Here is a 22,099-nt window from a genome sequence, read left to right on the forward strand (position 1 = left end):
TCAGTCCTCCACCCCGAGGATGAGGCGGAAGCGGGTGAAGCCGTCGAGCAGCGCCAGGGCCTCGACCAACGCCACCGTCGCCGGCGGGCCGAGATGCGCCACCACCGCCGCCGCGTCCGCGTCGGTCACCCCATGCGGGTCGAGCACGAATTTGTCGGCGAGGCGCAGGCAGGCGCGCTCGCGGTCGCTCTCCGGCTCGAGCGCCGTCTCCCTGGCGCCCAGCAGGTAGCCGACCCGGGCCTGGCACAGGGCGAACAACCGGGGGTCCACCGCCCCGCGCACGGCCTGTTCGAATTCCTGGTAGTCCGCGAACAACCCCGGCCGCAGCCCGAAGGCGCCGGCGAAGCTCCCCTCCCCGACCCAGCCCATCAGTCCGTCCGCGGCGGCACGGCCTCGCCACCGATCGCGGCGCTGTAGGGACCCGCCGTGATGCCGCCGTCGGTGACGATCATCGTCCCGCTGACGAAGCTCGCCTCGTCGCGGGCGAGGAAGGCGGCGACGCTGGCGACGTCGCGCGGCTGGCCGATGCGGCCGACCGGCGTGCGGTCGATGAAGCCGCGCAGCAGCGCCGGCACGGCGCGCACGCGCTCGGTCATTCCGGTCTCGATCATCCCGGGCGCGATCGCGTTGCAGGTGATGCCGTGGCGCCCGCCGGCCATGGCGAACGCCTTCACGAGCTGCTTCACGCCCGCCTTGCTGGCCGTGTAGGCCGGCGTCGCGGCGCCGCCCCACTCGGCCATGATGCTGGAGATGGCGATCAGGCGGCCGCCGCCGCCCTGGGCGATCATGCGATTCGCCGCCGCCTGCAGGGTGAGAAAGACGCCGGTCAGATTGACGTCGATGGTGCGCTGCCACTGGTCCGCGCTGATGCGCAGACAGTCGGTGTCGGTCTCGACGACGCCGGCGTTGGCGACCGCGATGTCGATCCGTCCGAAGCGCGCCACCGCGGCGGCGACGAGCGCGTCGACGTCGGCCCGGCGCGACACGTCGCACCGCTGCACCAGCGCGGCGCGGCCGCGGGCGGCGACGCGCGCCGCCGTCTCCTCGCTGCCCGCCTGGTCGAGATCGGCGATGACCACGTCGGCGCCGTCGGCGGCGAAGCGCTCGGCGATGCCGCGGCCGTTTCCCGAGGCGGCGCCGGTGACGATCGCGACCCTGCCCGCGAGCGCCGTCATCCGCTCAGACGAAATCGGCGATCGCCGCCAGGCGCCCGATCCAGTCCTCCGGCACCAGCGACACCGTGCCGCCGAACTGTTTCGTGTAGAGGACGATCTTGGCCGTCTCCTCGAGCATCATCGCCCGCGTCGCCGCCTTGCGCAGGTTGACGCCGACGGTCATCAGGCCGTGGTTCTGCAGGATGCAGCCCTTCGACTTCTTCATCGCCTCGCCGACCGCCTCGGCGAGCTCGATCGAGCCCGGCATGAACCACGGAACGGTGACCGTATCGGCGAGGAACACGGCATCGGTGTTGATCGGCGGAAACGTCTGATTGGCGATGCCGAAGGCGGTGGCGATCGGCGCGTGGGTGTGCACCGCGGCGGTGCAGTCGGGCCGCACCTCGTAGCAACGCCAGTGCATGTGGTACTCGACCGACGGCACCTTCGCGCCCTCGAGCACCGTGCCGTCGGGCCGGATGCGCACCAGGTCGTCCTCGGTCAGGCCGCCCTTGTACATCTGGCTCGGCGTGATCCAGAACGTCCCCTCCTCCTCGGCCTTGGCGCTGATGTTGCCGCCGGTGGCGGTCAGCAGTCCCATCGAGAAGAGCTCGTTGACGATCTGGATGATCTGCTGGCGCGCTTCGCGGTCGGTGAGCATCGAGCCTCCGTGTCCCCACCGCGAGTCATAAGTGAGCGCGCCGCGCACGCGCAAGCGGCGGCGCGGCGGGCGCGCGCGCGTGGCGATTGCGGGTTCCGCGGTCGGGATGATAGCCAGCGGGCGCTGGGTGTGAGCGGCAGCCACCCGGCGCCGGGGGGTCCATGGTTCGCTTCGTCATCGGCATCGTAGCGGCAGCACTCGCGTCGCCGGCGCTGGTCGCCGCCGAGTCGTTCACCGCCTTCGAGAGCGGCCAGGTGCGGCCGCTGGCCCTGTCGCCGGGCGGCACCCGACTGTTCGCCGTCAACACGCCCGACAACACCCTGGAGATCTTCGCCGTCGGCGCCGCCGGCCTGACCCACCTCGACTCGGTGCCGGTCGGCCTCGAGCCGGTCGCGGTGGCGGCGCGTACCGATGGCGAGGTGTGGGTGGTGAACCACCTCTCCGACAGCGTCAGCATCGTCGACGTCACCGCCGCGCCGCCGCGCGTCGTCCGCACCCTGCTGGTCGGCGACGAGCCGCGCGACATCGTCTTCGCCGGCCCGACGGACGGCGCCGGCGCTTTCACCCGCGCCTTCGTCACCACCGCCCGGCGCGGCCAGAACGTGCCGGCGAGCGTGCCCCCGCTGCTCACCACCGGAGGCACGCCGCGCGCCCTGGTGTGGGTCTACGACGCGACGGCCCTCGGCACGACGCTGGAGGGCGTGCCGCTCACCATCCTCGAGCTCTTCGGCGACACGCCGCGCGCCCTCGCCGCCACCGCCGACGGCAGCACCGTGTACGCGGCGGTCTTCCATTCCGGCAACCAGACGACGGCGATCAGCGAGGGCGCGGTGTGCAACGGCGGCGGCGCCGCCGCGCCGTGCGGGCTCGACGGCGTGCAGGTCCCGGGCGGGCTGCCAAGCGCCCTGATGCCGGGCGGCCTGCCGGCGCCGAACCAGAACCTGCAGGGCTCGCCGGCGCCCGAGGTCGGGTTGATCGTGCGCCGCGATCCGCTGTCCGGCGTCTGGAAGGACCAGCTCGGCCGCAACTGGACCAACGCCGTGCGCTTCGACCTGCCCGACCTCGACGTCTTCCGGATCGACGCCGCGGCGCCGCTGCCGGTGCAGACCGGCGCCGTGCCGCACGTCGGCACGGTCCTCTTCAACATGCTGGTCAATCCCGCCACCGGCAAGCTCTACGTCACCAACACCGAGGCGCGGAACGAGGTCCGCTTCGAGGGCCCGGGCGGCGGCGGCACCACCGTGCGCGGCCATCTGCACGAGGCGCGCATCACCGTCGTCGACGGCCTGAGCGCGCTGCCCCGCCACCTCAACAAGCACATCACCGCCCTGCCCGACGGCTACCACACCGCGCCGATGCCGGCCGCCGTCGCCGCCGCCAGCCTCGCCACGCCGCTCGGCATGGCGTTGTCGAGCGACGGCACGCTCTACGTCGCCGCCTTCGGCTCGAGCGCCATCGGCCGCTTCGCCGCCAGCGCGATCGAGAACGACAGCTTCGTCCCCAGCGCCGCCGACCACATCGCGGTGAGCGGCGGCGGGCCGACCGGCCTGGTGGTCGACGACGCGCACGCCCGCCTCTACGTGCTCACCCGCTTCGACAACGCCGTGAAGGTGATCAACGCCACCACCCGCGCCGAGACCGCGCAGCACCCGCTGCACGATCCCGAGCCCCCCGTGGTGCGCGACGGCCGGCGCTTCCTCTACGACGCCCGTCTGACCTCGAGCAACGGCGAGGCGTCGTGCTCGAGCTGCCACGTCTTCGCCGACTTCGACAGCCTGGGGTGGGACCTCGGCAATCCCGACGACGTCGTCGTGCCCAACAACAATCCGCCCGGCATCATCGGCGGCGGCCAGCCCTTCCACCCGATGAAGGGGCCGATGACGACGCAGACCCTGCGCGGCCTGGCGACGCACGGGCCGATGCACTGGCGCGGCGACCGCACCGGCGCCACCTTCCCCGGCGATCCGCTCGCCTTCGACGAGCAGCGCGCCTTCGAAGCCTTCAACGTCGCCTTCGACGGCCTGCTCGGCCGCGATGCCGGTCCGTTGCCGGCGGCCGACATGGCCGCGTTCGCCCGCTTCGCCCTCGCCATCCGCCTGCCGCCGAATCCGATCCGGGCGCTCGACAACTCGCTGACGCCGCAACAGGCCGCCGGCCGCAATACGTTCCTGAACGCCCCCAACACCGACGGCATCGCGTCGTGCAACGGCTGCCACGTGCTCGACCCGGCGCAGGGCTTCTTCGGCTCGGCGGGGCGCGCGACCTTCGAGAACGAGACCCAGGAATTCAAGGTCGCGCAACTGCGCAACCTCTACCAGAAGGTCGGCATGTTCGGCATGCCGAACATCGCCTTCCTCAACGTCGCCGACCCGCAGCACACCGGCGCCCAGGTGCGCGGCTTCGGCTTCCTCCACGACGGCTCGGTCGACACCGTGCGCCACTTCCTGCACGCCACGGTGTTCTTCCTGAGCGACACCGACCGCGCCAATCTCGAGCAGTTCATCATGGCCTTCGACAGCGACCTGGCGCCGGCGGTCGGCCAGCAGGTGACGCTGACCAGCAGCAACGGCGCCGTCGTCGCGCCGCGCCTCGCCCTGCTGCTGGCGAGGGCGCAGACCACCTTCGTGCTGCTCAACGCGCCCGGCGTGCGCGAATGCGATCTGGTCGTGCACGGCATCGTCGGCGGCGAGGCGCGCGGGTATCTGTTCGACCCCGCGAGCGGTCTCTTCCGCAGCGACCGCGCCGCCGAGCCGCCGCTGGGCGATGCCGCGCTGCGCCTGCTCGCCGGCACGGCGGGTCAGGCGCTCACCTACACCTGCGCGCCGCCCGACTCCGGGCCGCGCCTGGCCCTCGATCGCGACCAGGACGGCTTCTACGACCGCGACGAGCGCGACGCCGGCACCGATCCCGCCGATCCCAACAGCTACCCCGGCGGCCCGGTCGACGTGCGGGTGGGGCTGCAGACGCTGCAGATCAGCAACCGCCTGCCCGACGACGAGGCGCGCAACCAGATCGTCGTCGTCGCCAGCGGCAGCGATGTCGCGACGCCGGCGGTCGGCGGACCCGACGACCCGCGCTGCGGCCTGGCGCCGCCGGACACCGTGCGCGCCACCCTGCGCGTCGCCAGCGCCAGCTCCGGACAGGCGCACCTGACCGGCCTGCCGTGCGGCAACTGGCGACTGATCGGCAGCGCCGCCCATCCCAAGGGCTACCGCTACCGCGATCCGGAGCTCGACGACGGCACGGTCAAGCTGGTGGTCTGGAAGACCGGGCGCCGCCTCAAGGTCGTGCTGCTGGGGCGCGGGCCCTCCACCCTCGACTACGATCTGCAGGTCGGCGTGCCGCAGGGCACCGTCACCGCCGTGTTGCGGAGCGGTGGCACCTCGCTGTGCGGCGCCTGCGGACCCGCCGCCGGCGCCGACGGCAGCGACGGCCGCCGCTTCACCGGCCGCGCCTGCGCCGCTCCCGGGGCGTGCCCATGAGCCAGGCAAGGGAGGTGCCCATGCGACGCGGGATCCTGGCGGCGATGCTCCTGATCTCGCTGCTGCTGGCGCGCGGCGCCGGCGCCCAGCCGACCAATCCCGGCTTCGAAACCGGCACCTTCAGCGGCTGGCTGCTCGCCGGCACCAGCGCCGCCACCGTGGTCGACGCGAGCATCGGCATCGCGCCCACCGAGGGCGCGTTCCAGGCGCAGATGACGAACGGATTCGGCTCGGTGTCGGCGGCGGCGCTGGAGGGCTTCCTCGGCCTCGCGGCAGGCGCCCTGAACGGGCTCGGCAACGGCACCGCCACCGAAGGCAGCGCCCTGCGCCAGGCCTTCACCGCGCCGCCGGGCGCCATCATCGCGTTCGATTGGAACTTCGGCACCAACGAGGGCGCGGGGTCGATCTACAACGACTTCGCCTTCCTGACCTTCAACGGCAGCCTGCGCGAGCTCGCCGACACCAACGCGCGGTTCATCGGCTTCGGCTCGATCGGCCTGCAGACCGGCTATCGCTCGGCGTGCGTCGTCGCCACCGGCGGCGTCGACGTCATCGGCGCCGGCGTCACCGACGTCCGCGACGGCATCGTCGACTCCGTGCTGCTGTTCGACAACGGCCGCATCGTCGGCGACAGCGATGGCGACGGCGCCGGCGATCCCTGCGACAACTGTCCGGAGGTCGCCAACCCCGATCAGGCGGATGGCGACGGCGACGGCATCGGCGACGCCTGCGACCCCTGCGTCGGCGACGGCGCCGACGGCGACGGCGACGGCGTCTGCGACGGCATCGACAACTGTCCGGCCGACGCCAACCCCGGGCAGGAGGACAGCGACTTCGACGGCTTCGGCGACGCCTGCGACCCCTGCGCCGCCGACCCGTCGCCGTTCGACTACGACGGCGACGGTTTCTGCAGCGCCCCCGCGCAGTGTCCTGCCGGGTGCGACAACTGCCCGTTCAACTTCAACCCGACCCAGGCGGACGCCGACGGCGATGGGCACGGCGATGCCTGCGACAACTGCCCCGCGGTCGCCAACCCCGATCAGGCCGACAGCGACTTCGACGGCATCGGCGACGCCTGCGACGCCTGCCTCGGCGTCGGCACCAGCGACGGCGACGGCGACGGCGTCTGCGACGAGGTCGACAACTGCCCGAGCACGCCCAACCCCTCGCAGCAGGACAGCGACGGCGACGGCAATGGCGACGCCTGTGACACCTGCGCCGGTCCCGGCACGGTCGACAGCGACGGCGACGGCCTCTGCGACGAGGTCGACCCCTGCGTCACCGATCCGACCCAGGCCTGCGCGACCCTGTTCGCTTGCACCAATGCGGGGATCAGCCAGCTCTACCGCCTCAATCCGACGACCGGGGTGGGCCTCGCGGTCGGCGCCATGGGCTTCCCGGGCTGCGCCGGGCTCGAATTCGACCCCACGACGGGCATCCTCTACGCCCTCCGCACCTCCTCGCCGCCGGCGCTGTTCCGCGTCGACCCCACGACCGGCGCCAGCACCCTGATCGGCACCACCGGTTCGACCAACGTCAACGACCTGGCGTCGCGCAGCGACGGCGCGCTGTTCGCCTTCGTCCTCCCGCCCATCCGCATCGCCCGGCTGTCCAAGACGACCGGCGCCGCCAGCCCGCTGGGCAACCCCAACCTGATCGACACGGCCAACGGTGGCCTCACCTTCAGCGCCGCCGACGAGTTGTTCTATGCCTCGCAGCGCCTGGCCCGCATCAACCAGGCCACCGGCCTGGCGACCGACCTCGGCCCGCTCGCCTTCCCCCCCGACGCCTGCGTAAGCCCGCGGGTCATCGGGCTCGCCACCGACGAGGCCGGTACCGCGCACGGCCTGCTGTCGTGTCCGGCGCTCTTCCCCGGCCGTTTCCTGTCGACCATCGGCCTGCCCGGCGGCACCGTGAGCGCCATCGTGCCGACCGTGCCCGATCTGGCCGGCATCGCCTTCGCGCCAACCGGCGCCTGCGGTGACGGCATCCTGAACCTCGGCGAGGAGTGCGACGACGGCAACATCGCCGCCGGCGACTGCTGCTCGCCCACCTGCACGTTCGACGCGGTGGGCGCGTCCTGCACGGGCGATCCCTGCGCGGTGAGCCACTGCGACGGCGCCGGGGGCTGCATCGGCGCGCCGCCCGCCGACTGCCGCCCGCCGGGCAAGGCCCTGCTCCGGCTGCAGCGCGCCGGCAACGCGGCGAGGAACCGGCTGCGCTTCGGCTGGCTCGCGGGCGCCGCGGTCGCCGCCGGCGAGCTCGGCGACCCGCGGCAGACGACGGACTACGCCATGTGCGTCTACGCCGGACCGTCGCGGACGCGCATCGCCGCCCTGACCGTCGCGGCCGGCGGCGGCAAGTGGTCGCCCCTGTCGCCGGCCGGCTTCGCTTACAAGGACGCGGCCGGCAGCGCCGCCGGCGTGACCCGCGTCCGCCTCAAGCCGGGCGCGGCCGGAAAGGCGCGCGCCCAGTTGCTCGGCAAGGGGACCAACCTCGCCCTCCCTTCCTTCGGCAATCTGCCGCTGCCGGTGCGCGTCGAGCTGCTCAACGACGAGACGGCCACCTGTCTCGCCGCCACGTTCGCCGCCGACGACGTGCGCCAGAACGACGCCGGCCTGTTCGGCGCGGTGGCGAAGTGACGCGTGCGCAGGGAGCCGCGCCATCACCGGCGGCGCGGTTCCCTCCCGGCGCCGCCGTGCCCGTGGGGGCGGGCACGCGTCAGCCCCCGCTCCCGGCTCGCGCCGGCACGCCGTCACCGATTCGAGCGGGACAGGCCGGGGGCCAACGCCGGGCTAGGCGACGCGGACGCGGAGCGCGCGGCGCTTGCCGACCTCGAGCACCAGCTCGGCGCCGGCGGCGCAGGCGAAGCGCTCGCTCTCGACGGTGGCGCCGTCGATGCGCACGGCGCGCTGCTTGAGCAGGCGGCGCGCGTCCGAATTCGACTTCACCAGCTTGGCCTGGAACAGCAGGCCGGGCAGCCAGAGGGCGCCGTCCTGGCGGCTGACGGCGATCTCCTCGAGCGAGGCCGTGTCGAGATGGCGTTGCTGGAAACGCTCTTCGAAACCGCGCCGCGCCAGCGTCCCCGCTTCGGCGCCGTGGAAGCGAGCGGTCAGGGTCTCGGCGAGGCGCTTCTTGGCCTCCATCGGATGGGTGGCGCCCGACTCGAGATCGCGTCGCAGGGCCAGCAGGTCGACGTCGGTGAGCAGCTCGTACCAGCGCAGCATGAGCTCGTCGGAGATCGACATCACCTTGCCGAAGATCTCGCCCGGCGCTTCGGCGACGCCGACGTAGTTGCCGAGCGACTTGCTCATCTTCTGCACCCCGTCGGTGCCCTCGAGCAGCGGCAGGATGAGCGCCACCTGCGGCGGCTGGCCGGCGTCCTTCTGCAACTGGCGGCCGAGCAGGATGTTGAACGTCTGGTCGGTGCCGCCGAGCTCGACGTCGGCGCGGATCTCCACCGAATCGTGCGCCTGCATCAGCGGGTAGAGGAACTCGTGGATGCCGATCGGCGCGCCCTCGCGATAGCGGGTCGCGAAGTCGTCGCGCTCGAGCATGCGCGCGACGGTGCACTGCGCCCCGAGGCGGATGACGTCCTGGAAGGGCATCCTGGCGAACCACTCGCCGTTCCAGCGCACCTCGGTGCGGGCGCGGTCGAGGACCTTGAACACCTGCTCCTGATAGGTCTGCGCCGCCGCCTCGACGGCGGCGCGGGTGAGCTGCGGGCGCGTCGCCGAGCGGCCGCTGGGGTCGCCGACCATGGCGGTGAAATCGCCGATGATGAGGATCGCGGTGTGGCCCAGATCCTGGAACTGGCGCAGCTTGGTGAGCCCGACGGTGTGCCCGAGGTGGATGTCGGGGGCCGTGGGGTCGACGCCGAGCTTCACCCGCAGCGGCCGCCCGGCCGACAGCTTCTCGAGCAGCTCCTGGCGCGGAATGATGTGGATCGTGCCGCGCTCCAGGCGCGCGAGCTGTTCGTCGGGACTGATCATGGGCGGTCGACGACCTCCTGAATGCGGCGGATGTCCGTGGCGCGGCCGCTCGTGTCGTCGATGGCGATGACCGCGCCCTGCACCCAGGTCGCGCCGCTGGCAGGCTCGAAGCGCACCGGCAGGTGGGTGACGAAGCGGCGCAGCGCCAGCTCGGCCTTGACGCCGATGATCGAATCGACCGGCCCGCACATGCCCGCATCCGTCATGAACGCGGTGCCGGCATCGAGCAGGCGTTGATCCGCCGTCTGCACGTGGGTGTGGCTGCCGACCACGCCGCTGACGCGGCCGCCGAGGTGATACGCCATCGCCGCCTTCTCCGAGCTCGCTTCGGCGTGCATGTCGACGAAGATCACCGGGGTTTTCGCCCGCAGGTCGCGCACCAGCGCCTCGCCGGCCTGGAAGGGACAGTCGACGGCATCCATGAACACCCGGCCGATGAGATTGACCACCGCGACGGTGGTGCCGCCCGCGGTGCTGAAGGTCGCCGCGCCGCGCCCCGGCGCGCCGGGCGGGAAGTTCGCCGGCCGCAGCAGGCGCGGCTCGCGCTCGAGATAGTCGGCGATCTCCTTGCGCCGCCAGATGTGGTTGCCGGAGGTGAGCACGTCCGCCCCGGCGTCGAAGAGCTCGCGGCAACTGTCGGGATCGACGCCCGCGCCATGCGCCACGTTCTCGCAGTTGGCGACGACGAAGTCGGCCCGTTCGCGATGGATCAGCTTCGGCAGCCGCTGCCGCACCGCGAGACGACCGGGCTTGCCGACGATGTCGCCGAGGAAAAGGAGGTTCATGAAGGCAGGTTGTTAGTTGCTAGGTTGCTAGTTGTTAGGTTGCCGAGGATCAGCGCCCTTCTGACCTAGCAACCTAACAACGTAACAACCTAACAACCTACTTGGCGAATTCCGACGCCCGGATCTCGCGAATGACCGTCACCTTGATCTGCCCCGGATAGGTCATCTCGCTCTCGATCTTGCGCGCCACCTCGCCGGCGAGCATCGCGGCCTGGTCGTCGCCGACCACGCTGGGCGCGACGATGATGCGGATCTCGCGCCCGGCCTGCACGGCGAAGGAGCGCTCGACGCCCTTGAACGAGTTGCTGATGCGCTCGAGGTCCTCGAGGCGGCGGACGTAGCTCTCGAGCATCTCCCGCCGGGCGCCGGGACGGGCGCCGGAGAGCGCATCGGCGGCGTCGACCAGGGGCGCCAGGATCGTTTCCGCCTTCACCTCCTCGTGATGGGCGGCGATGGCGTTCACGATCTTGGCCGATTCGCCGTACTTGCGGGCGATGTCGGCGCCGATCAGGGCGTGCGAGCCCTCGACCTCGTGGGTCAGCGCCTTGCCGATGTCGTGCAGCAGCGCCGCCCGCCGCGCCTGTTTCTCGTTCAGGCCGAGCTCGACGGCCATGGCGCCGCAGATGAACGCCGCCTCGATGGAGTGGCTGAGCACGTTCTGGGCGTAGCTGTAGCGGTACTGCAGCATGCCGATGAGCTTGACGATCTCGGGGTGGACGCCGTGGATGCCGACCTCGAGCACCGCCTTCTGGCCGGCCTCGCGGACGCTCTCCTCCACCGACTCCTCCGCCTTGCGCACCACCTCCTCGATGCGGCCCGGATGGATGCGGCCGTCGGAGATGAGCCGCTCGAGCGCCCGCTTGGCGATCTCGCGGCGGATCGGGTTGAAGCAGGAGATCACCACCGCCTCCGGCGTGTCGTCGATGATCAGGTCGACGCCGGTGGCGGCCTCCAGGGCGCGGATGTTGCGCCCCTCGCGGCCGATGATGCGGCCCTTCAGATCGTCGCTCGGCAGGTGGACGACCGACACCGTCCGCTCGGCGACGAATTCGCCGGCCAGGCGCTCGATGGCGATGGAGACGATCTTCTTCGCCTGCCGGTCGGCGCTCTCCTTCGCCTCCTGCTCGACCAGGCGGATCTGCTTGGCGGCCTCGTGGCGCGCCTCGTCCACCATCGAGGTGATGAGTTGCTTGCGCGCCTCGTCGCGGGTCAGTCCGGCGGTCTGCTCGAGCTGGTTCCGGGTCTGCTCGACCAACCCCTCCAGCTCCTCCTGCCTGCCGGCGATCGTCTGTTCGCGGTCCTTGAGCGACTGCTCGCGCCGCTTCGACTCGGCGTCGCGCTTGTCGATCTGCTCGGCGCGCCGATCGAGCGTCTCCTCGCGCGCCGCCAGACGCCGTTCGCTCTGCTGGATCTCCCGCCGCTGCTCCTTAACCTCCTGTTCGAACCCCTCCTTGGCCTGTAGGACCGCTTCCTTTCCCTGGAGCTCCGCCTCCTTGCGAATCGCCTCTGCTTCGTTGCGCGCCTCGGCCAGCACGCGTTCGGCCGCCTCCTGGGTGGCCTTCGTCTCTCCGTCAGCCTGCCGCCGCCGCAAGACGTCGAGCAGGACCGCCAGCACGGCGCCGATCACCACGCTGGCGATGATCATCCCCACGGTATCCATTGGTGTCTTCAACCTCCTTGCGGTTCGGGGACGCGGCGTCCCCCGTCCAGCATTCGGCCACCCCGCGCTCGCTGACGACGCCGTCGAGCCGCACGTCCCAGGGATCGTGCGGCACGCGGGGCAGATGCTGGAACGCGTAGGCGAGCCCGAGCAGGCACCGGGGCCGGGCGGGACCCGCGAAAGCGCGGTCGTAGTGGCCGCCGCCGCGGCCGATGCGGCCGCCGGCGTCGTCCCACGCCAGGACAGGGAGCACCGCCACGGCCGTCGCCAGCAGTCCGGGCTCCCCGGGGTCGCCCTCCGGCTCCGGGATGCCGAAGGCACCCGGCCGCAGGGCGGCGCCGAGCCGATGCTCGGCGAAGGTCATCCGGTCGCCGTCGAGGCGCGGCAGGAACACGCGCTTGCCGGCGGCCAGGGCCGACGCGATCAGCGCGTCGGTGGGAATCTCGTTGTCGTGATCGACGTAGGCGAGCAGCGCCGGCGCGGCGCGCACGACGCCCAACGCCAGCACGGCGTCCGCCACGGCGGCGCCGGCGGCGGCCACGTCAGTCGGCGCGAGCGCGCGCCGTCGCCGGCGCATCGCAAGCCGAATCGCTGCTTTGCTCTCGTCCATCCCAGTTCGACGCTGTCGAATCGGGACGGGGATCCACGGTCGGTGCCCTATGAGGTCTCGCGCGCGAGCTGCGCGGCGCCGTCCCCCCACGGCCGGCGCCAATCGCTCCTTCTGCCACTCGTGACTGCCATCAACCCCGCTGCGTCAGTTCCCGATGTCCGTTGCGCGTTCAACCAATCCCGAGAAGTGAACCGGCTTGCCCTACCGCTCCACCGCACCGACCGTCCGCGCCGCCCCGTGTTGACGAGCGGCCCATCACCCGTTCCGAATCGCTCTCTCCTTTATAGCGCCCGTCGCATCCCCGGCTGTCGCCAGCCGGTCCGCCAAGCGCTCAATCGCGGCATCCGTCTCCGCGACAGTCTGGCGCAGTTTGTGCCATTCGCTGGCAATATTCAATGCAGCGAGCACGGCGGCGGTGAAGGAGGACACCACCTTGCCGCGGCTGGCGATCTCGCGCATCGTCCGGTCGACGTGGGCCGCGACCTCGCGGACGTGCTCTTCCCCGTCGTCACTGGTGACGGAGAAGGTCTGCCCCATGATCACGACCTCGACCGGTTGCGGCATCGGCTCAGCTCAGGTCGAGCCCCTCGAGTCGGCCGAGAATGCTCTCCACCCGGGCCCGGATCTGGCCCCGCTCCTTCTCGAACGTCTCGAGCTGGGCGGTGAGCTCGGCGATGCGGGCCTGCGCCGCGCGCAGCTCCGACTGCAGACGGTCGCGCTCCGTCGCGATGGCCGCGTGGCGGGCCACGACGTCGTCGACCCGACTCTCGAGAACTTTCAAGCTGTCAAGGCTCATGGAGCGATGATCTTCAACAATTGCTTCAGTGGCGTATACGCCCTGCCCATTGCCGTTTTCAAGCGCCATCGGTTTCTCCTCCCCCGGTTGTGCGGATCAATTGCCCTGCCTAGCAGGCGCTACTCCACTAGCCATTGCCGTCGTCGTCGCTGAACAGCGCGTTCGCGAACGCCTCGGCGTCGAACGGTGCCAGGTCGTCGGGCTGCTCGCCGAGGCCGACGTAGCGGATCGGCAGGTCGAGCTCGCCGCGGATGGCGAGGGCGACGCCGCCCTTGGCGGTGCCGTCGAGCTTGCTGAGCACGACGCCGGTGATGCCGAGCGCCTGGTTGAAGGTGCGCGCCTGCGCCAGCGCGTTCTGGCCGCTGGTGGCGTCGATCACCAGCAGCACCTGGTGCGGCGCGTCGGGCACCAGCTTGGCGGTGGTGCGAGCGATCTTCTTCACCTCTTCCATGAGGTTCGCCTTGACGTGCAGCCGGCCGGCGGTGTCGACGATCACGACGTCGGCCTGGCGGGCCAGCGCCGCCTGGACGCCGTCGAAGGTCACCGCCGACGGATCGGCGCCGTGCTGGTGCTTGACGATCTCGGCGCCGACCCGCTCGGCCCAGGCGGTGAGCTGCTCGATCGCCGCGGCGCGGAAGGTGTCGCCGGCGACCAGCACCACCTTGCGGCCCTGCTGGCGGAAGCGATGCGCCAGCTTGCCGATGGTGGTGGTCTTGCCGACGCCGTTGACGCCGACCACCACGATCACCTCCGGCGGCTGCGCCGGCGCCGACGGCGCGGGGGCCGCGAGCAGATCGCGCACGGCATCGCGCGCCGCGGCGCGCAGCTCGCCGGCATCGCGGGCGGCGCGGCCGGCGGCGCCGAGGCGGCCGAGCAGCGCCTGCGTCGCCTTGATGCCGACGTCGGAGCTGAGGAGGATCTCCTCGACCTGCAGCAGCCAGCCGTCGACGTCGCCGCTGCCGCTCCAGCTCTCGAACAGCCGCCGGGCGAGGTGGCCGCGCGTCTTGGCGAGGCCACTGGTCCAGGACGCGCGCCCCGCGCCGCCGCCCGCCGCGGCGCGCCCGCGCCGGCGGCGGGCGAGCAGCAGCAGGAGACCGACCAGCAACAGCAGGGCGGCGCCGGCGGCCGCCAGCGCGACGAGGTGCTCCTGGCCCTGCATCGCGGCGATCAGTTGATGGCGACCGAGATCACCTTCGACACGCCGGGCTCCTGCATGGTGACGCCGTACAGGATGTCGGCGCTCTCCATCGTCCGCTTGTTGTGGGTGATCAGGATGAACTGCGAGTGGGCGCTCATCTCCTTGATCATCTGGCTGTAGCGGCCGATGTTGGCGTCGTCGAGCGGGGCGTCGACCTCGTCGAGAATGCAGAACGGGGTCGGGTTGATGAGGAAGAGCGAGAAGATCAGGCTCACCGCCACCAGCGCCTTCTCGCCGCCCGAGAGCAGGCTGACGGTGTCGAGCCGCTTTCCCGGCGGGCGGACGACGATCTCGACGCCGCTCTCGAGCAGGTCGTGCTCGTTGGTGAGCACCAGTTTGCCCTCGCCGCCGCGGAACAGGCGCGGGAAGACGCGCTGGAAGGTCTCGTTGGCCTTGGCGAAGGTCTCGGCGAACTTGGTGCGGGAGGCGCGGTTGAGCTTCTGGATCGTCCGCTCGAGGTCGGCGAGCGAGGCCTGCAGGTCGTCGCGCTGGGTGCGCAGGAACGTGCCGCGCTCCTCGAACTCCCGCAGCTCGTCGATGGCGCCGACGTTGACCTCGCCCAGGCGCAGCAGGCGCTGGCGCACCGCGTCGACCCGCGCCCGCTCCTCCTCCTCGTTCACGTCCTCGTCACTCGCCACCGGTTCGAGGGTGGCCAGGTCGACCTCGTATTTCTCGCGCATCGCCCCGACCAGGTGCTCGCCGCGCAGGCGCGCCTCCGAGCGCGCGATCTCCGCCTGGCTCTGCGCCGTCCGCAGCTCGTCGATCGCCGCCTGCAGCTCCCGCCCCCGCTGTTCGGCGGCGCGCAGGCCGCCACCCGCCGCCTCGACCGCGACCGCGCCGGCGGCCACCGCCGCCTCGAGGGCGGCGCGCTGCGCGACCTGCTCCACCTCGCGGGCGCGCGCCGTGGCGACGTCCTGCTCCAGTGTCGCCCGCTCGCCCTCCGCCTGCTCGCGCTCGGCCTGCAGGGCGGTCAGCCGCTCGTCGAGCTCGCGCTGCTGGCGGCGCAGCGCCTCGACCGCCGCCGCGGCGGCGGCCTGGCGTTCGCGGCGCTCGGCGACGCGCACCTTCACCGTCGTCACCTGGCTGGTCAGCGCCTCGGCGCGCGCCACCGCCTCGTCGGTCTCGGCGCGGCGCTCGATCAGCGCCTGCTCCAGCGCCTGGTGCTGGCGGGCGAGCTCGTCGTGCCGCTGGCGCAGGGCCACCTCGTCGGCCGCGGCGGCGCGCTCCTCGTCCAGCAGGCTCTCGATCTCGTAGCGCACGACGTCCCGCCGGCTGCAGCACTGCGGGCGCTCGATCTCGAGGCGCTCGATGTCCTTCTCGGCGGCGACGATCTGCACCGTCAACTGGTGCGCGCCCTCGCCGAGCGACTGCACCGCCGTCTCGGCGGCGGTCATCGCGTGCCCGACCTCCTCGAGCTGCGCCCGCACCTCCGCGAGCTCGCGACCGCTGCGCGCCGCGCTCTCGCGCAACTGCTCGATCTCCCTCCGGCGCGCCAGCAGCTCCTCCTCGATCGGCCGGTCCGACCCGCCGGTGATGACGCCGCTCGGATCCAGCACGTCGCCGTCCGGCGTCACCAGGGTCACGCGCACGCCATGCTGGCGCCACATCGCGATCGCCGTCGCCAGATCCGGCACCAGCACCACCTCGCCGAGCAGCGCCTGGGCGACGCTGCGGTACTCGTCGCGCACCCGCACCAGGTCGAGCATCTGGCGCGAGGTGCCGTTCAGGCTCTGCACGGCGGCGAGGTCGGGCACGCGCGGCTGCAGGGGGATGAAGCTCGAGCGCCCCATCGCCTCCTGGCGCAGGCGGTCGACCGCCTCGGCGCCCTCTTCCTCGCCGCGCACGATGACGTACTGCAGGCGCTCGCCGAGGACCGCCGCGACGGCGCGCTCGTACTGCTGTGGAATGTCGATGACGTCGGCGACGACGCCGAGCACGCCGTCGGGGTGCTGTTCCTCGCGCATGATGGCGCGCACGCCGCGATGATAGCCCTCGTAATTCGACTGGATCTGCTCCAGCGAGGCGAGGCGCGACCCCGCCTGCACGAACACGCCCTCGACCTCCACCGCCTGCCGCTCCCAGCGCCGGCGCGCCTCGGCGAGGGCGCGCAGCTCGTTGGCGCGCGCCTCCTGCTCGCCGGTGGCCTGCGCCAGCTCGCCGCGCAGCCGCTCGAGGTCGGCGCGGCGGGTCGTCAGGTGCGCGTCGATCTCCTCGCGCCGCTGCTCCAGCGCGCGCTCCTCGCCGCGCAGCTTGTCGAGCTGGCGGGCGATCTCCTCGCGCCGCCGGGTCAGGCTGGCGAGGCCGTTGCGCACCTCCACCTCGCGGGTGACGTGCTCGACGAGCGCGCCCTTCGCCGCCTCCAGCGCCGCCGACAGGGTCGCCAGCGCGTTGCGCCCGGCGGCCAGCGCCTCCTCGCACTTCAGGAGCTCGCCCTCGTCGAACGCCAGGTACTGCGCCGACGCCTCGCGTTCGCGTTCCGCCTGCCGCACGCGCTCGCTGGTCGTCGCCTGCGCGGCGCGCGCCGCGTCCGCATCCTCGCCGAGTCGGACCGAACGCCGCTCGCGCTCGGCGCGCTGCTCCTCGAGCATGGCGATGCGCTGCTGAACGCTCAGCCGCTCGGCCTCGAGCACCGCGAGCTGCTCGCGCGCCGCGGCGTGGCGATGCTCGGCGTCGGCCACGGCGGCGGCCGCCGCCTGGTGCGCGTCCTGGTTCGCGTCCAGCTCGCCGCGCAGGCGTTCGGCATCGCCGGCCAGGCGCTCGCGGGTGGCGTCGAGCGCCGCCAGATCCCGCTGCAGCGCCTGCCACTGCCGGCCGCTCACCCGCAGCTCGAGGCCGCGCAGCTCCTCGACCAGGCGCTTGTGCGCCTCCGCCTTCTTGGCCTGGCGCTCCAGGTACTGCGTCTGGCGATCGATCTCGTGCAGGATGTCGTTGACCCGCGACAGGTTCTCGCGCGTCCGTTCCATCTTGCGCTCCGCCGCCTGCTTGCGGGCGCGGTAGAGCGTCGTGCCGGCGGCCTCCTCGATGAACAGGCGACGATCCTCCGGCTTGGCGTTGATGAGCTGTTCGACGCGCCCCTGCTCGATGATCGCGTAGGCCTTCGAGCCGACGCCGGTGCCCAGGAACAGCTCGGTGATGTCCTTCAGCCGGCACGGCATGCGGTTGATCAGGTACTCCGCCTCGCCGGAGCGAAAGTAGCGGCGGGTGATGGTGATCTCGGGCAGCTCGCGGATGTGCGCCGGCAGGGTCGACACCTCGAGGTCGAGCTCGCTCGGCGGCGCCAACGGACGGTCGTTGTCGAAGGTCAGCGAGACCTCCGCCATCCCCAACGGGGACTGCCGCTCGTTGCCGTTGAAGATGACCGCCTCCATGGCATCGCCGCGGAGGTGTTTCGGGCTCTGCTCGCCGAGGACCCAGCGGATGGCGTCGACGATGTTCGACTTGCCGCAGCCGTTCGGCCCGACCACCCCGGTCACGCCCGAAGGGAAGTCGAGGACGGTTCGCTGGGGGAATGACTTGAACCCAACCAGCTCGAGCTGCTTGATCCGCATGCCGCTTCCTCCCCCTCCGCCTCGGTTTCCGGCTCCATCGCACAGGCCGTGGAAACGGTCAAGAACTTGGGGAGTCGGGACACGGATTCCCCCATATATTGTGGATGGGGGTAGCTACGGCTGCAGCTCGGTATTCCAGTACGCGGCGTCGACCGTCGACAGGAACGGCAGCCACTCGCGGTAGCGGCGCAGGCTGAAGGTCTCGAGCATGAAGGGGGTCCACTCCGGGCGGCGGGGTGGATGCAGCAGCTTCATCCCGGCTTCCTTCGGGGTGCGACCGCCCTTGCGGCGGTTGCAGGCATGGCAGGAGCAGACGATGTTCTCCCAGGTGGACATGCCACCCTGCGAGCGCGGGATGACGTGGTCGAGGTTGAGCTCGACCCGCGGCAGGCGCTGGCCGCAGTACTGGCAGGTGTTGCGGTCGCGGGCGTAGACGTTGAAGCGGTTGAACCGCACCTGGCGCCTGGGGATGCGGTCGTAGGTCAGGAGCAGGATCACCCGCGGCACGCGGATGACGCGGTCCACGAGACCGATCGTGTCCTCGTGCACCGATGCCGACAGCGCCGACCAACTGTCGAAATCGAACGTGCGGTACTGATCGTCGACCGCCTCGGCGAGCCCCTGGTACAGGAGGGAGAACGCACGGCGCACCGAGGTGACGTGAACCGGAAGGAAATTCCGGTTGAGGACCAACACCTTGGTGTTGAGCACTACCGCCCCCGCCACCATTGGCACGCAACCTCCTCGCCGTGGTTACTTCCGGCGAGCGTTACTGAGCCACCGTTTTGAAGTCAAGGCGCGCGGCGCTTGCAGCGGCCCTCGAAGCGCCAGCCGGCCCGATACTCCATGACCTTCGTGGTCAGACGGTTTATGACCAGTCCCTCGCGCCGTCCCGCGTTGCGGTTGTCGCAGGCGATGGTCTCGTCGATGCACTTGCAGCGCGCCGCCGACCACGGGGCCACCGTGCAGCGCCTGGTGTCGACGTCGTAGCGGCGCGTGTCGGCGGTCACCTGGCCGTCGGCCGTGGTCGTCCCGTGGCAGTCGAGGGTGAACGCCCCTTCGCCGCTGAAGCGCGGGGTCGGCGCGGGCCCGGCGGCCGCCCCCGCGGGCGGTGCCCCCAGGAGGAGCAGGGCCAGGGCGACGACGGCGCGCGGGAGCGAGGACACCCGCGTCGGATGGCCGCCGCCGCGCGGTGTGTCAACCGGCAGCGCCGCCGCAGCCGGCGCTCCGCGGCCGCTCAGCCAGGGCCGCGCGGGTCATTTTCAGTCGCAATCGTAGGACCTTATGGCCCGCGCTTCGCGCTGCATTGCGCCTCTGGCGGGCGGTCGGTTGCCCCCATCGTGGCTTGCCCATATCATCCGGCGCCCGAGGACCGCCGAGGACCGCTGTAGATGCCCGTGTGCGCCGAGACCTACGAACGACTGCTGGCCCGCGTCGAGAAGCCGGGCCGCTATCTCGGCAACGAGCTCGGGGTGGTGCGCAAGGATCCGGCGGCGGTCGAGCTGCGCTTCGCGCTCGCCTTCCCGGAGGTCTACGAGATCGCGCAGTCGCACCCCGGCCTGCAGCTCCTCTACGACCTGCTGAACCGCCGGCCCGATGTCTATGCGGAACGGGTCTACGCGCCCTGGTTCGATCTCGAGGCGGTGCTGCGGCGGGCCGGCCATCCGCTGGTCTCGCTCGAAACCTATACGCCGCTGCGCGAGTTCGACCTGGTGGGCTTCAGCCTGCAGTACGAGCTGACGTACACGAACATCCTGGCGATGCTCGACCTCGGCGGCATCCCGCTGCGCGCCGCGGCGCGCGGCGCCGACGATCCGTTGGTCGTCGCCGGCGGCCCCTGCGCCTTCAATCCCGAGCCGATCGCCGACTTCCTCGACGCCGTGCTGCTCGGCGACGGCGAGGAGGCGATCCACGATCTGTGCGAGGCGTACAAGCGCTGGAACGGGCGCGACCGCGGGGCGCTGCTGGCAGCGCTGGCCGAGGTGCCGGGCGTCTACGTGCCGGCGTTCTACGCGCCACAGCGGGACGCACGCGGTCGCCTGGTCGCCGTCGCGCCGCGGCGGCCGGAGCTGCCGCCGGTGGTCGAGAAGCGCATCCTGCGCGACCTCGACGCCGTGCCGATCGCCGACACGCACGTGGTGCCCAACATCCGCGTCGTCCACGGCCGGCCGTCGCTGGAGGTGATGCGCGGCTGCGTCAAGGGCTGCCGCTTCTGCCAGGCCGGCTACATCTACCGGCCGCTGCGCGAGCGCGACCCGCGCCGGGTGCTGGCGCAGGCCGAGCGCGCCGTGGCGGCGACCGGCAGCGACGAGCTGTCGCTGCTCAGCCTGAGCACCGGCGACTACAGTTGCGTCAACCCGGTGCTCACCGAGCTGATGAACCGCTTCGCCGGCGAGCGCGTCGCGGTGTCGCTGCCCTCCACCCGCGTCGACGCGCTGGCGCCGTCGCTCCTCGAGCAGATCCGCCGCGTCCGCAAGACCGGCTTCACGCTCGCCCCGGAGGCCGGCTCGCAGCGCCTGCGCGACATCATCCAGAAGGAGTACGAGGAGGAGGAGCTGATCGAGGCGGCGCGGCAGATCTTCGGCCTCGGCTGGCGCGCCCTGAAGCTCTACTTCATGCTCGGCCTGCCGGGCGAGGACGAGACGGACCTGGTCGCCATCGCCGATCTCGCCGCCAAGGTCGCCGCCACCGGCAAGGGGCGGGTCGAGGTGACCGCCAGCGTGTCGACCTTCGTCCCCAAGCCGCACACGCCGTTCCAGTGGTCGGCGCAGATCGACGTCGCCGAGACCGAGGCCCGCCAGTCGCTGCTGCGCCGCGAGCTCGGCAAGCGCCGCATCCGCTTCAAGTGGCACGATGCCCGGACCTCGTACCTCGAGGGCATCTTCTCGCGCGGCGGCCGCGAGCTGGCACCGCTGCTGCTGGCCGCCTACGCGCGCGGCTGCCGCTTCGACGGCTGGACCGAGCACTGCCGCTTCGACGCCTGGGAGGCAGCGCTGGCCGAAACCGGCATCGAGCCCAGCGACTACCTGCGCCGCCGCTACCTCAACGAGGCCCTGCCCTGGGATCATCTCAGCAGCGGCGTCACCAAGGCCTACCTGCAGCGCGAGCTCGCCTACGCCGTCGAGGGGCGGCTGACCCCCGACTGTTCGATCGAGCGCTGCACCTACTGCGGCGCCTGCGACTTCACCCAGGTGCGCAACGTCACCTACCATCTGAAGGGCGCCAAGGGCGGCGAGCATCGAGGCGCGGTGGTCGACAACTGGGCCCACGTCGCGGTCGGCGGCGAGTTGCCGGCGGCGCCCGGGAGCTGGGAGCCGCGCGGCTGGCAGAAGCTGCAGCAGAAGCAGGCGGCCGGCCGCCGCGCGCAGCGGCCGCGACAGCCTGCGAGCGTCGCCGCGCCGCCGCCGCCGGCCGCGCCGGCGCCCGCCGCCGCGCAGCCCGGACTCGGCAACGCCGAGGAGTGGATCAACGCCGGCACCGAGGCGCTGGCGCCGCCGATCGCGATCCTGCCGCCCCGCATGCGGATCCGCCTCACCTACGCCAAGCGCGCCCGCGCCCGCTTCATCAGCCATCTCGAGCTGATCGAGGTCTTCGACCGCGCCTGTCGGCGCGCCCACCTGCCGCTCGCCTTCAGCCAGGGCCACCGGCCGGCGCCGCGCCTGCGCTTCAGCCCCGGCCTGCCGGTCGGCGCCGAGAGCGACTGCGAAGCGGTCGACATCGACCTCACCGCCGCGCTGCCGGTGGACGAGATCGCCCGCCGCTTCGGCGCCCACCTGCCCGACGGCCTCACCATTCTCGCCGCCGAGGCGATCGCCCTGCGCGCCCCCAGCCTGGAGCACGACCTGGTCGGCTTCCGCTATCGCGTCGACATCGGCGAGCTGTTCAACGGCGACGGCGGCGCCTGGATCGACGCCCGGCTCTCCGACTTCCTCGCCCGCGACGCCTTCCCGCTGCGCAAGCGCGGCGGCCGGACCGAGAAGACCGTCGACGCGCGCCCGCTGGTGCATCGCCTGATCCGCGTCGCGCCGCACCTGGTGGAGATCGACGTCGCCTTCTCGCCCGCCGGGTCGCTGAAGCCGACCGAGCTGCTGGCGGCGTTGCTCGACCTCGACGTCGAGACGGCCCGCGCCCTGCCCCTCACCAAGACCCACGCGTTCCGGCGCGGCGCCGACGCGCCGCAGGTCGCGGCGGCGAGCGCCTCGGCGTAGGTCGT

At 72.0% G+C, this 22,099-nt stretch carries 15 protein-coding genes and 1 pseudogene; 3 read left to right on the forward strand and 13 right to left on the reverse strand.

Annotation, left to right across the window (positions count from 1 at the left end; translation table 11 throughout):
- Genes KF840_06115 through KF840_06125 form a run of 3 tightly spaced genes read right to left on the reverse strand, consistent with a single transcriptional unit; the run spans position 1 to position 1,815 of the window.
- Positions 1-369, reverse strand: coding sequence for a hypothetical protein (locus KF840_06115; protein MBX3024469.1), 369 nt, complete (start codon positions 367-369; stop codon positions 1-3).
- Positions 369-1,175 (reverse strand): SDR family oxidoreductase, encoded by an 807-nt coding sequence (locus tag KF840_06120; GenBank protein ID MBX3024470.1) that lies wholly within the window; start codon positions 1,173-1,175, stop codon positions 369-371. Before KF840_06120 ends, KF840_06115 begins: the two co-directional genes overlap by 1 nt.
- Before the next feature lie 4 nt (positions 1,176-1,179).
- Positions 1,180-1,815: a class II aldolase/adducin family protein gene (locus tag KF840_06125; protein ID MBX3024471.1), complete on the reverse strand. Its 636-nt coding sequence runs from the start codon at positions 1,813-1,815 to the stop codon at positions 1,180-1,182.
- Between the two features lie 161 nt (positions 1,816-1,976).
- Between KF840_06125 and KF840_06130 the strand changes: the two genes are divergently transcribed.
- Together KF840_06130 and KF840_06135 are read left to right on the forward strand one after the other, a co-directional pair.
- Positions 1,977-5,297, forward strand: a complete 3,321-nt coding sequence (locus tag KF840_06130; GenBank protein ID MBX3024472.1) for a hypothetical protein — start codon at positions 1,977-1,979, stop codon at positions 5,295-5,297.
- A 212-nt stretch (positions 5,298-5,509) separates the two neighbouring features.
- A pseudogene (locus tag KF840_06135) lies at positions 5,510-6,511 on the forward strand (thrombospondin type 3 repeat-containing protein).
- 1,581 nt (positions 6,512-8,092) lie between these two features.
- On the opposite strand, the gene KF840_06140 reads toward KF840_06135, so the two are convergent.
- The 10 genes from KF840_06140 to KF840_06185 form a co-directional block, all read right to left on the reverse strand.
- A complete protein-coding gene (locus tag KF840_06140) occupies positions 8,093-9,289 on the reverse strand; it encodes a tyrosine--tRNA ligase (GenBank protein ID MBX3024473.1) in 1,197 nt (398 codons plus the stop codon).
- Positions 9,286-10,074 (reverse strand): TIGR00282 family metallophosphoesterase, encoded by a 789-nt coding sequence (locus KF840_06145; protein MBX3024474.1) that lies wholly within the window; start codon positions 10,072-10,074, stop codon positions 9,286-9,288. The genes KF840_06140 and KF840_06145 overlap by 4 nt, the downstream gene beginning before the upstream one ends.
- Before the next feature lie 97 nt (positions 10,075-10,171).
- Positions 10,172-11,734 (reverse strand): ribonuclease Y, encoded by a 1,563-nt coding sequence (rny, locus tag KF840_06150; GenBank protein MBX3024475.1) that lies wholly within the window; start codon positions 11,732-11,734, stop codon positions 10,172-10,174.
- Positions 11,646-12,344 carry a 5-formyltetrahydrofolate cyclo-ligase gene (locus tag KF840_06155; GenBank protein ID MBX3024476.1) on the reverse strand — a complete coding sequence of 233 codons (699 nt, stop codon included), beginning with the start codon at positions 12,342-12,344 and terminating at the stop codon, positions 11,646-11,648. The genes rny and KF840_06155 overlap by 89 nt, the downstream gene beginning before the upstream one ends.
- 255 nt (positions 12,345-12,599) lie before the next feature.
- The gene (locus KF840_06160; GenBank protein ID MBX3024477.1) at positions 12,600-12,908 is read right to left on the reverse strand and encodes a cell division protein ZapA; all 309 of its coding nucleotides are present in this window, start codon (positions 12,906-12,908) and stop codon (positions 12,600-12,602) included.
- A 4-nt stretch (positions 12,909-12,912) separates the two neighbouring features.
- Complete coding sequence (gene zapB / locus KF840_06165) at positions 12,913-13,209, reverse strand: cell division protein ZapB (protein MBX3024478.1); 297 nt, start codon at positions 13,207-13,209, stop codon at positions 12,913-12,915.
- Between the two features lie 58 nt (positions 13,210-13,267).
- Positions 13,268-14,299: a signal recognition particle-docking protein FtsY gene (gene ftsY / locus KF840_06170; GenBank protein MBX3024479.1), complete on the reverse strand. Its 1,032-nt coding sequence runs from the start codon at positions 14,297-14,299 to the stop codon at positions 13,268-13,270.
- Positions 14,300-14,307: 8 nt separating this feature from the next.
- Positions 14,308-17,886 carry a chromosome segregation protein SMC gene (smc, locus tag KF840_06175; protein ID MBX3024480.1) on the reverse strand — a complete coding sequence of 1,193 codons (3,579 nt, stop codon included), beginning with the start codon at positions 17,884-17,886 and terminating at the stop codon, positions 14,308-14,310.
- A gap of 114 nt (positions 17,887-18,000) precedes the next feature.
- Positions 18,001-18,597, reverse strand: coding sequence for an HNH endonuclease (locus tag KF840_06180; GenBank protein ID MBX3024481.1), 597 nt, complete (start codon positions 18,595-18,597; stop codon positions 18,001-18,003).
- Positions 18,598-18,677: 80 nt separating this feature from the next.
- On the reverse strand, positions 18,678-19,052 hold the full coding sequence (locus KF840_06185; GenBank protein MBX3024482.1) for a hypothetical protein: 375 nt from the start codon (positions 19,050-19,052) through the stop codon (positions 18,678-18,680).
- 225 nt (positions 19,053-19,277) lie between these two features.
- Between KF840_06185 and KF840_06190 the strand changes: the two genes are divergently transcribed.
- Positions 19,278-22,094: a TIGR03960 family B12-binding radical SAM protein gene (locus KF840_06190; protein ID MBX3024483.1), complete on the forward strand. Its 2,817-nt coding sequence runs from the start codon at positions 19,278-19,280 to the stop codon at positions 22,092-22,094.
- Positions 22,095-22,099 lie beyond the last annotated feature (5 nt).

This window comes from bacterium (genome assembly GCA_019637795.1).
Lineage (GTDB): Bacteria > Desulfobacterota > Binatia > HRBIN30 > CADEER01 > JAHBUY01.

What these genes read in the sequence shown, in the direction of transcription:
- KF840_06120 (MBX3024470.1), bottom strand. Translation starts at nt 1,175, where the DNA reads ATGACGGCGCTCGCGGGCAGGGTCGCGATCGTCACCGGCGCCGCCTCG.
- KF840_06155 (MBX3024476.1), bottom strand. Translation starts at nt 12,344, where the DNA reads ATGGACGAGAGCAAAGCAGCGATTCGGCTTGCGATGCGCCGGCGACGG.
- rny (MBX3024475.1), bottom strand. Translation starts at nt 11,734, where the DNA reads ATGGATACCGTGGGGATGATCATCGCCAGCGTGGTGATCGGCGCCGTG.
- zapB (MBX3024478.1), bottom strand. Translation starts at nt 13,209, where the DNA reads ATGGCGCTTGAAAACGGCAATGGGCAGGGCGTATACGCCACTGAAGCA.
- KF840_06145 (MBX3024474.1), bottom strand. Translation starts at nt 10,074, where the DNA reads ATGAACCTCCTTTTCCTCGGCGACATCGTCGGCAAGCCCGGTCGTCTC.
- KF840_06190 (MBX3024483.1), top strand. Translation starts at nt 19,278, where the DNA reads ATGCCCGTGTGCGCCGAGACCTACGAACGACTGCTGGCCCGCGTCGAG.
- ftsY (MBX3024479.1), bottom strand. Translation starts at nt 14,299, where the DNA reads ATGCAGGGCCAGGAGCACCTCGTCGCGCTGGCGGCCGCCGGCGCCGCC.
- KF840_06130 (MBX3024472.1), top strand. Translation starts at nt 1,977, where the DNA reads ATGGTTCGCTTCGTCATCGGCATCGTAGCGGCAGCACTCGCGTCGCCG.
- KF840_06140 (MBX3024473.1), bottom strand. Translation starts at nt 9,289, where the DNA reads ATGATCAGTCCCGACGAACAGCTCGCGCGCCTGGAGCGCGGCACGATC.
- KF840_06115 (MBX3024469.1), bottom strand. Translation starts at nt 369, where the DNA reads ATGGGCTGGGTCGGGGAGGGGAGCTTCGCCGGCGCCTTCGGGCTGCGG.
- KF840_06125 (MBX3024471.1), bottom strand. Translation starts at nt 1,815, where the DNA reads ATGCTCACCGACCGCGAAGCGCGCCAGCAGATCATCCAGATCGTCAAC.
- KF840_06160 (MBX3024477.1), bottom strand. Translation starts at nt 12,908, where the DNA reads ATGCCGCAACCGGTCGAGGTCGTGATCATGGGGCAGACCTTCTCCGTC.
- smc (MBX3024480.1), bottom strand. Translation starts at nt 17,886, where the DNA reads ATGCGGATCAAGCAGCTCGAGCTGGTTGGGTTCAAGTCATTCCCCCAG.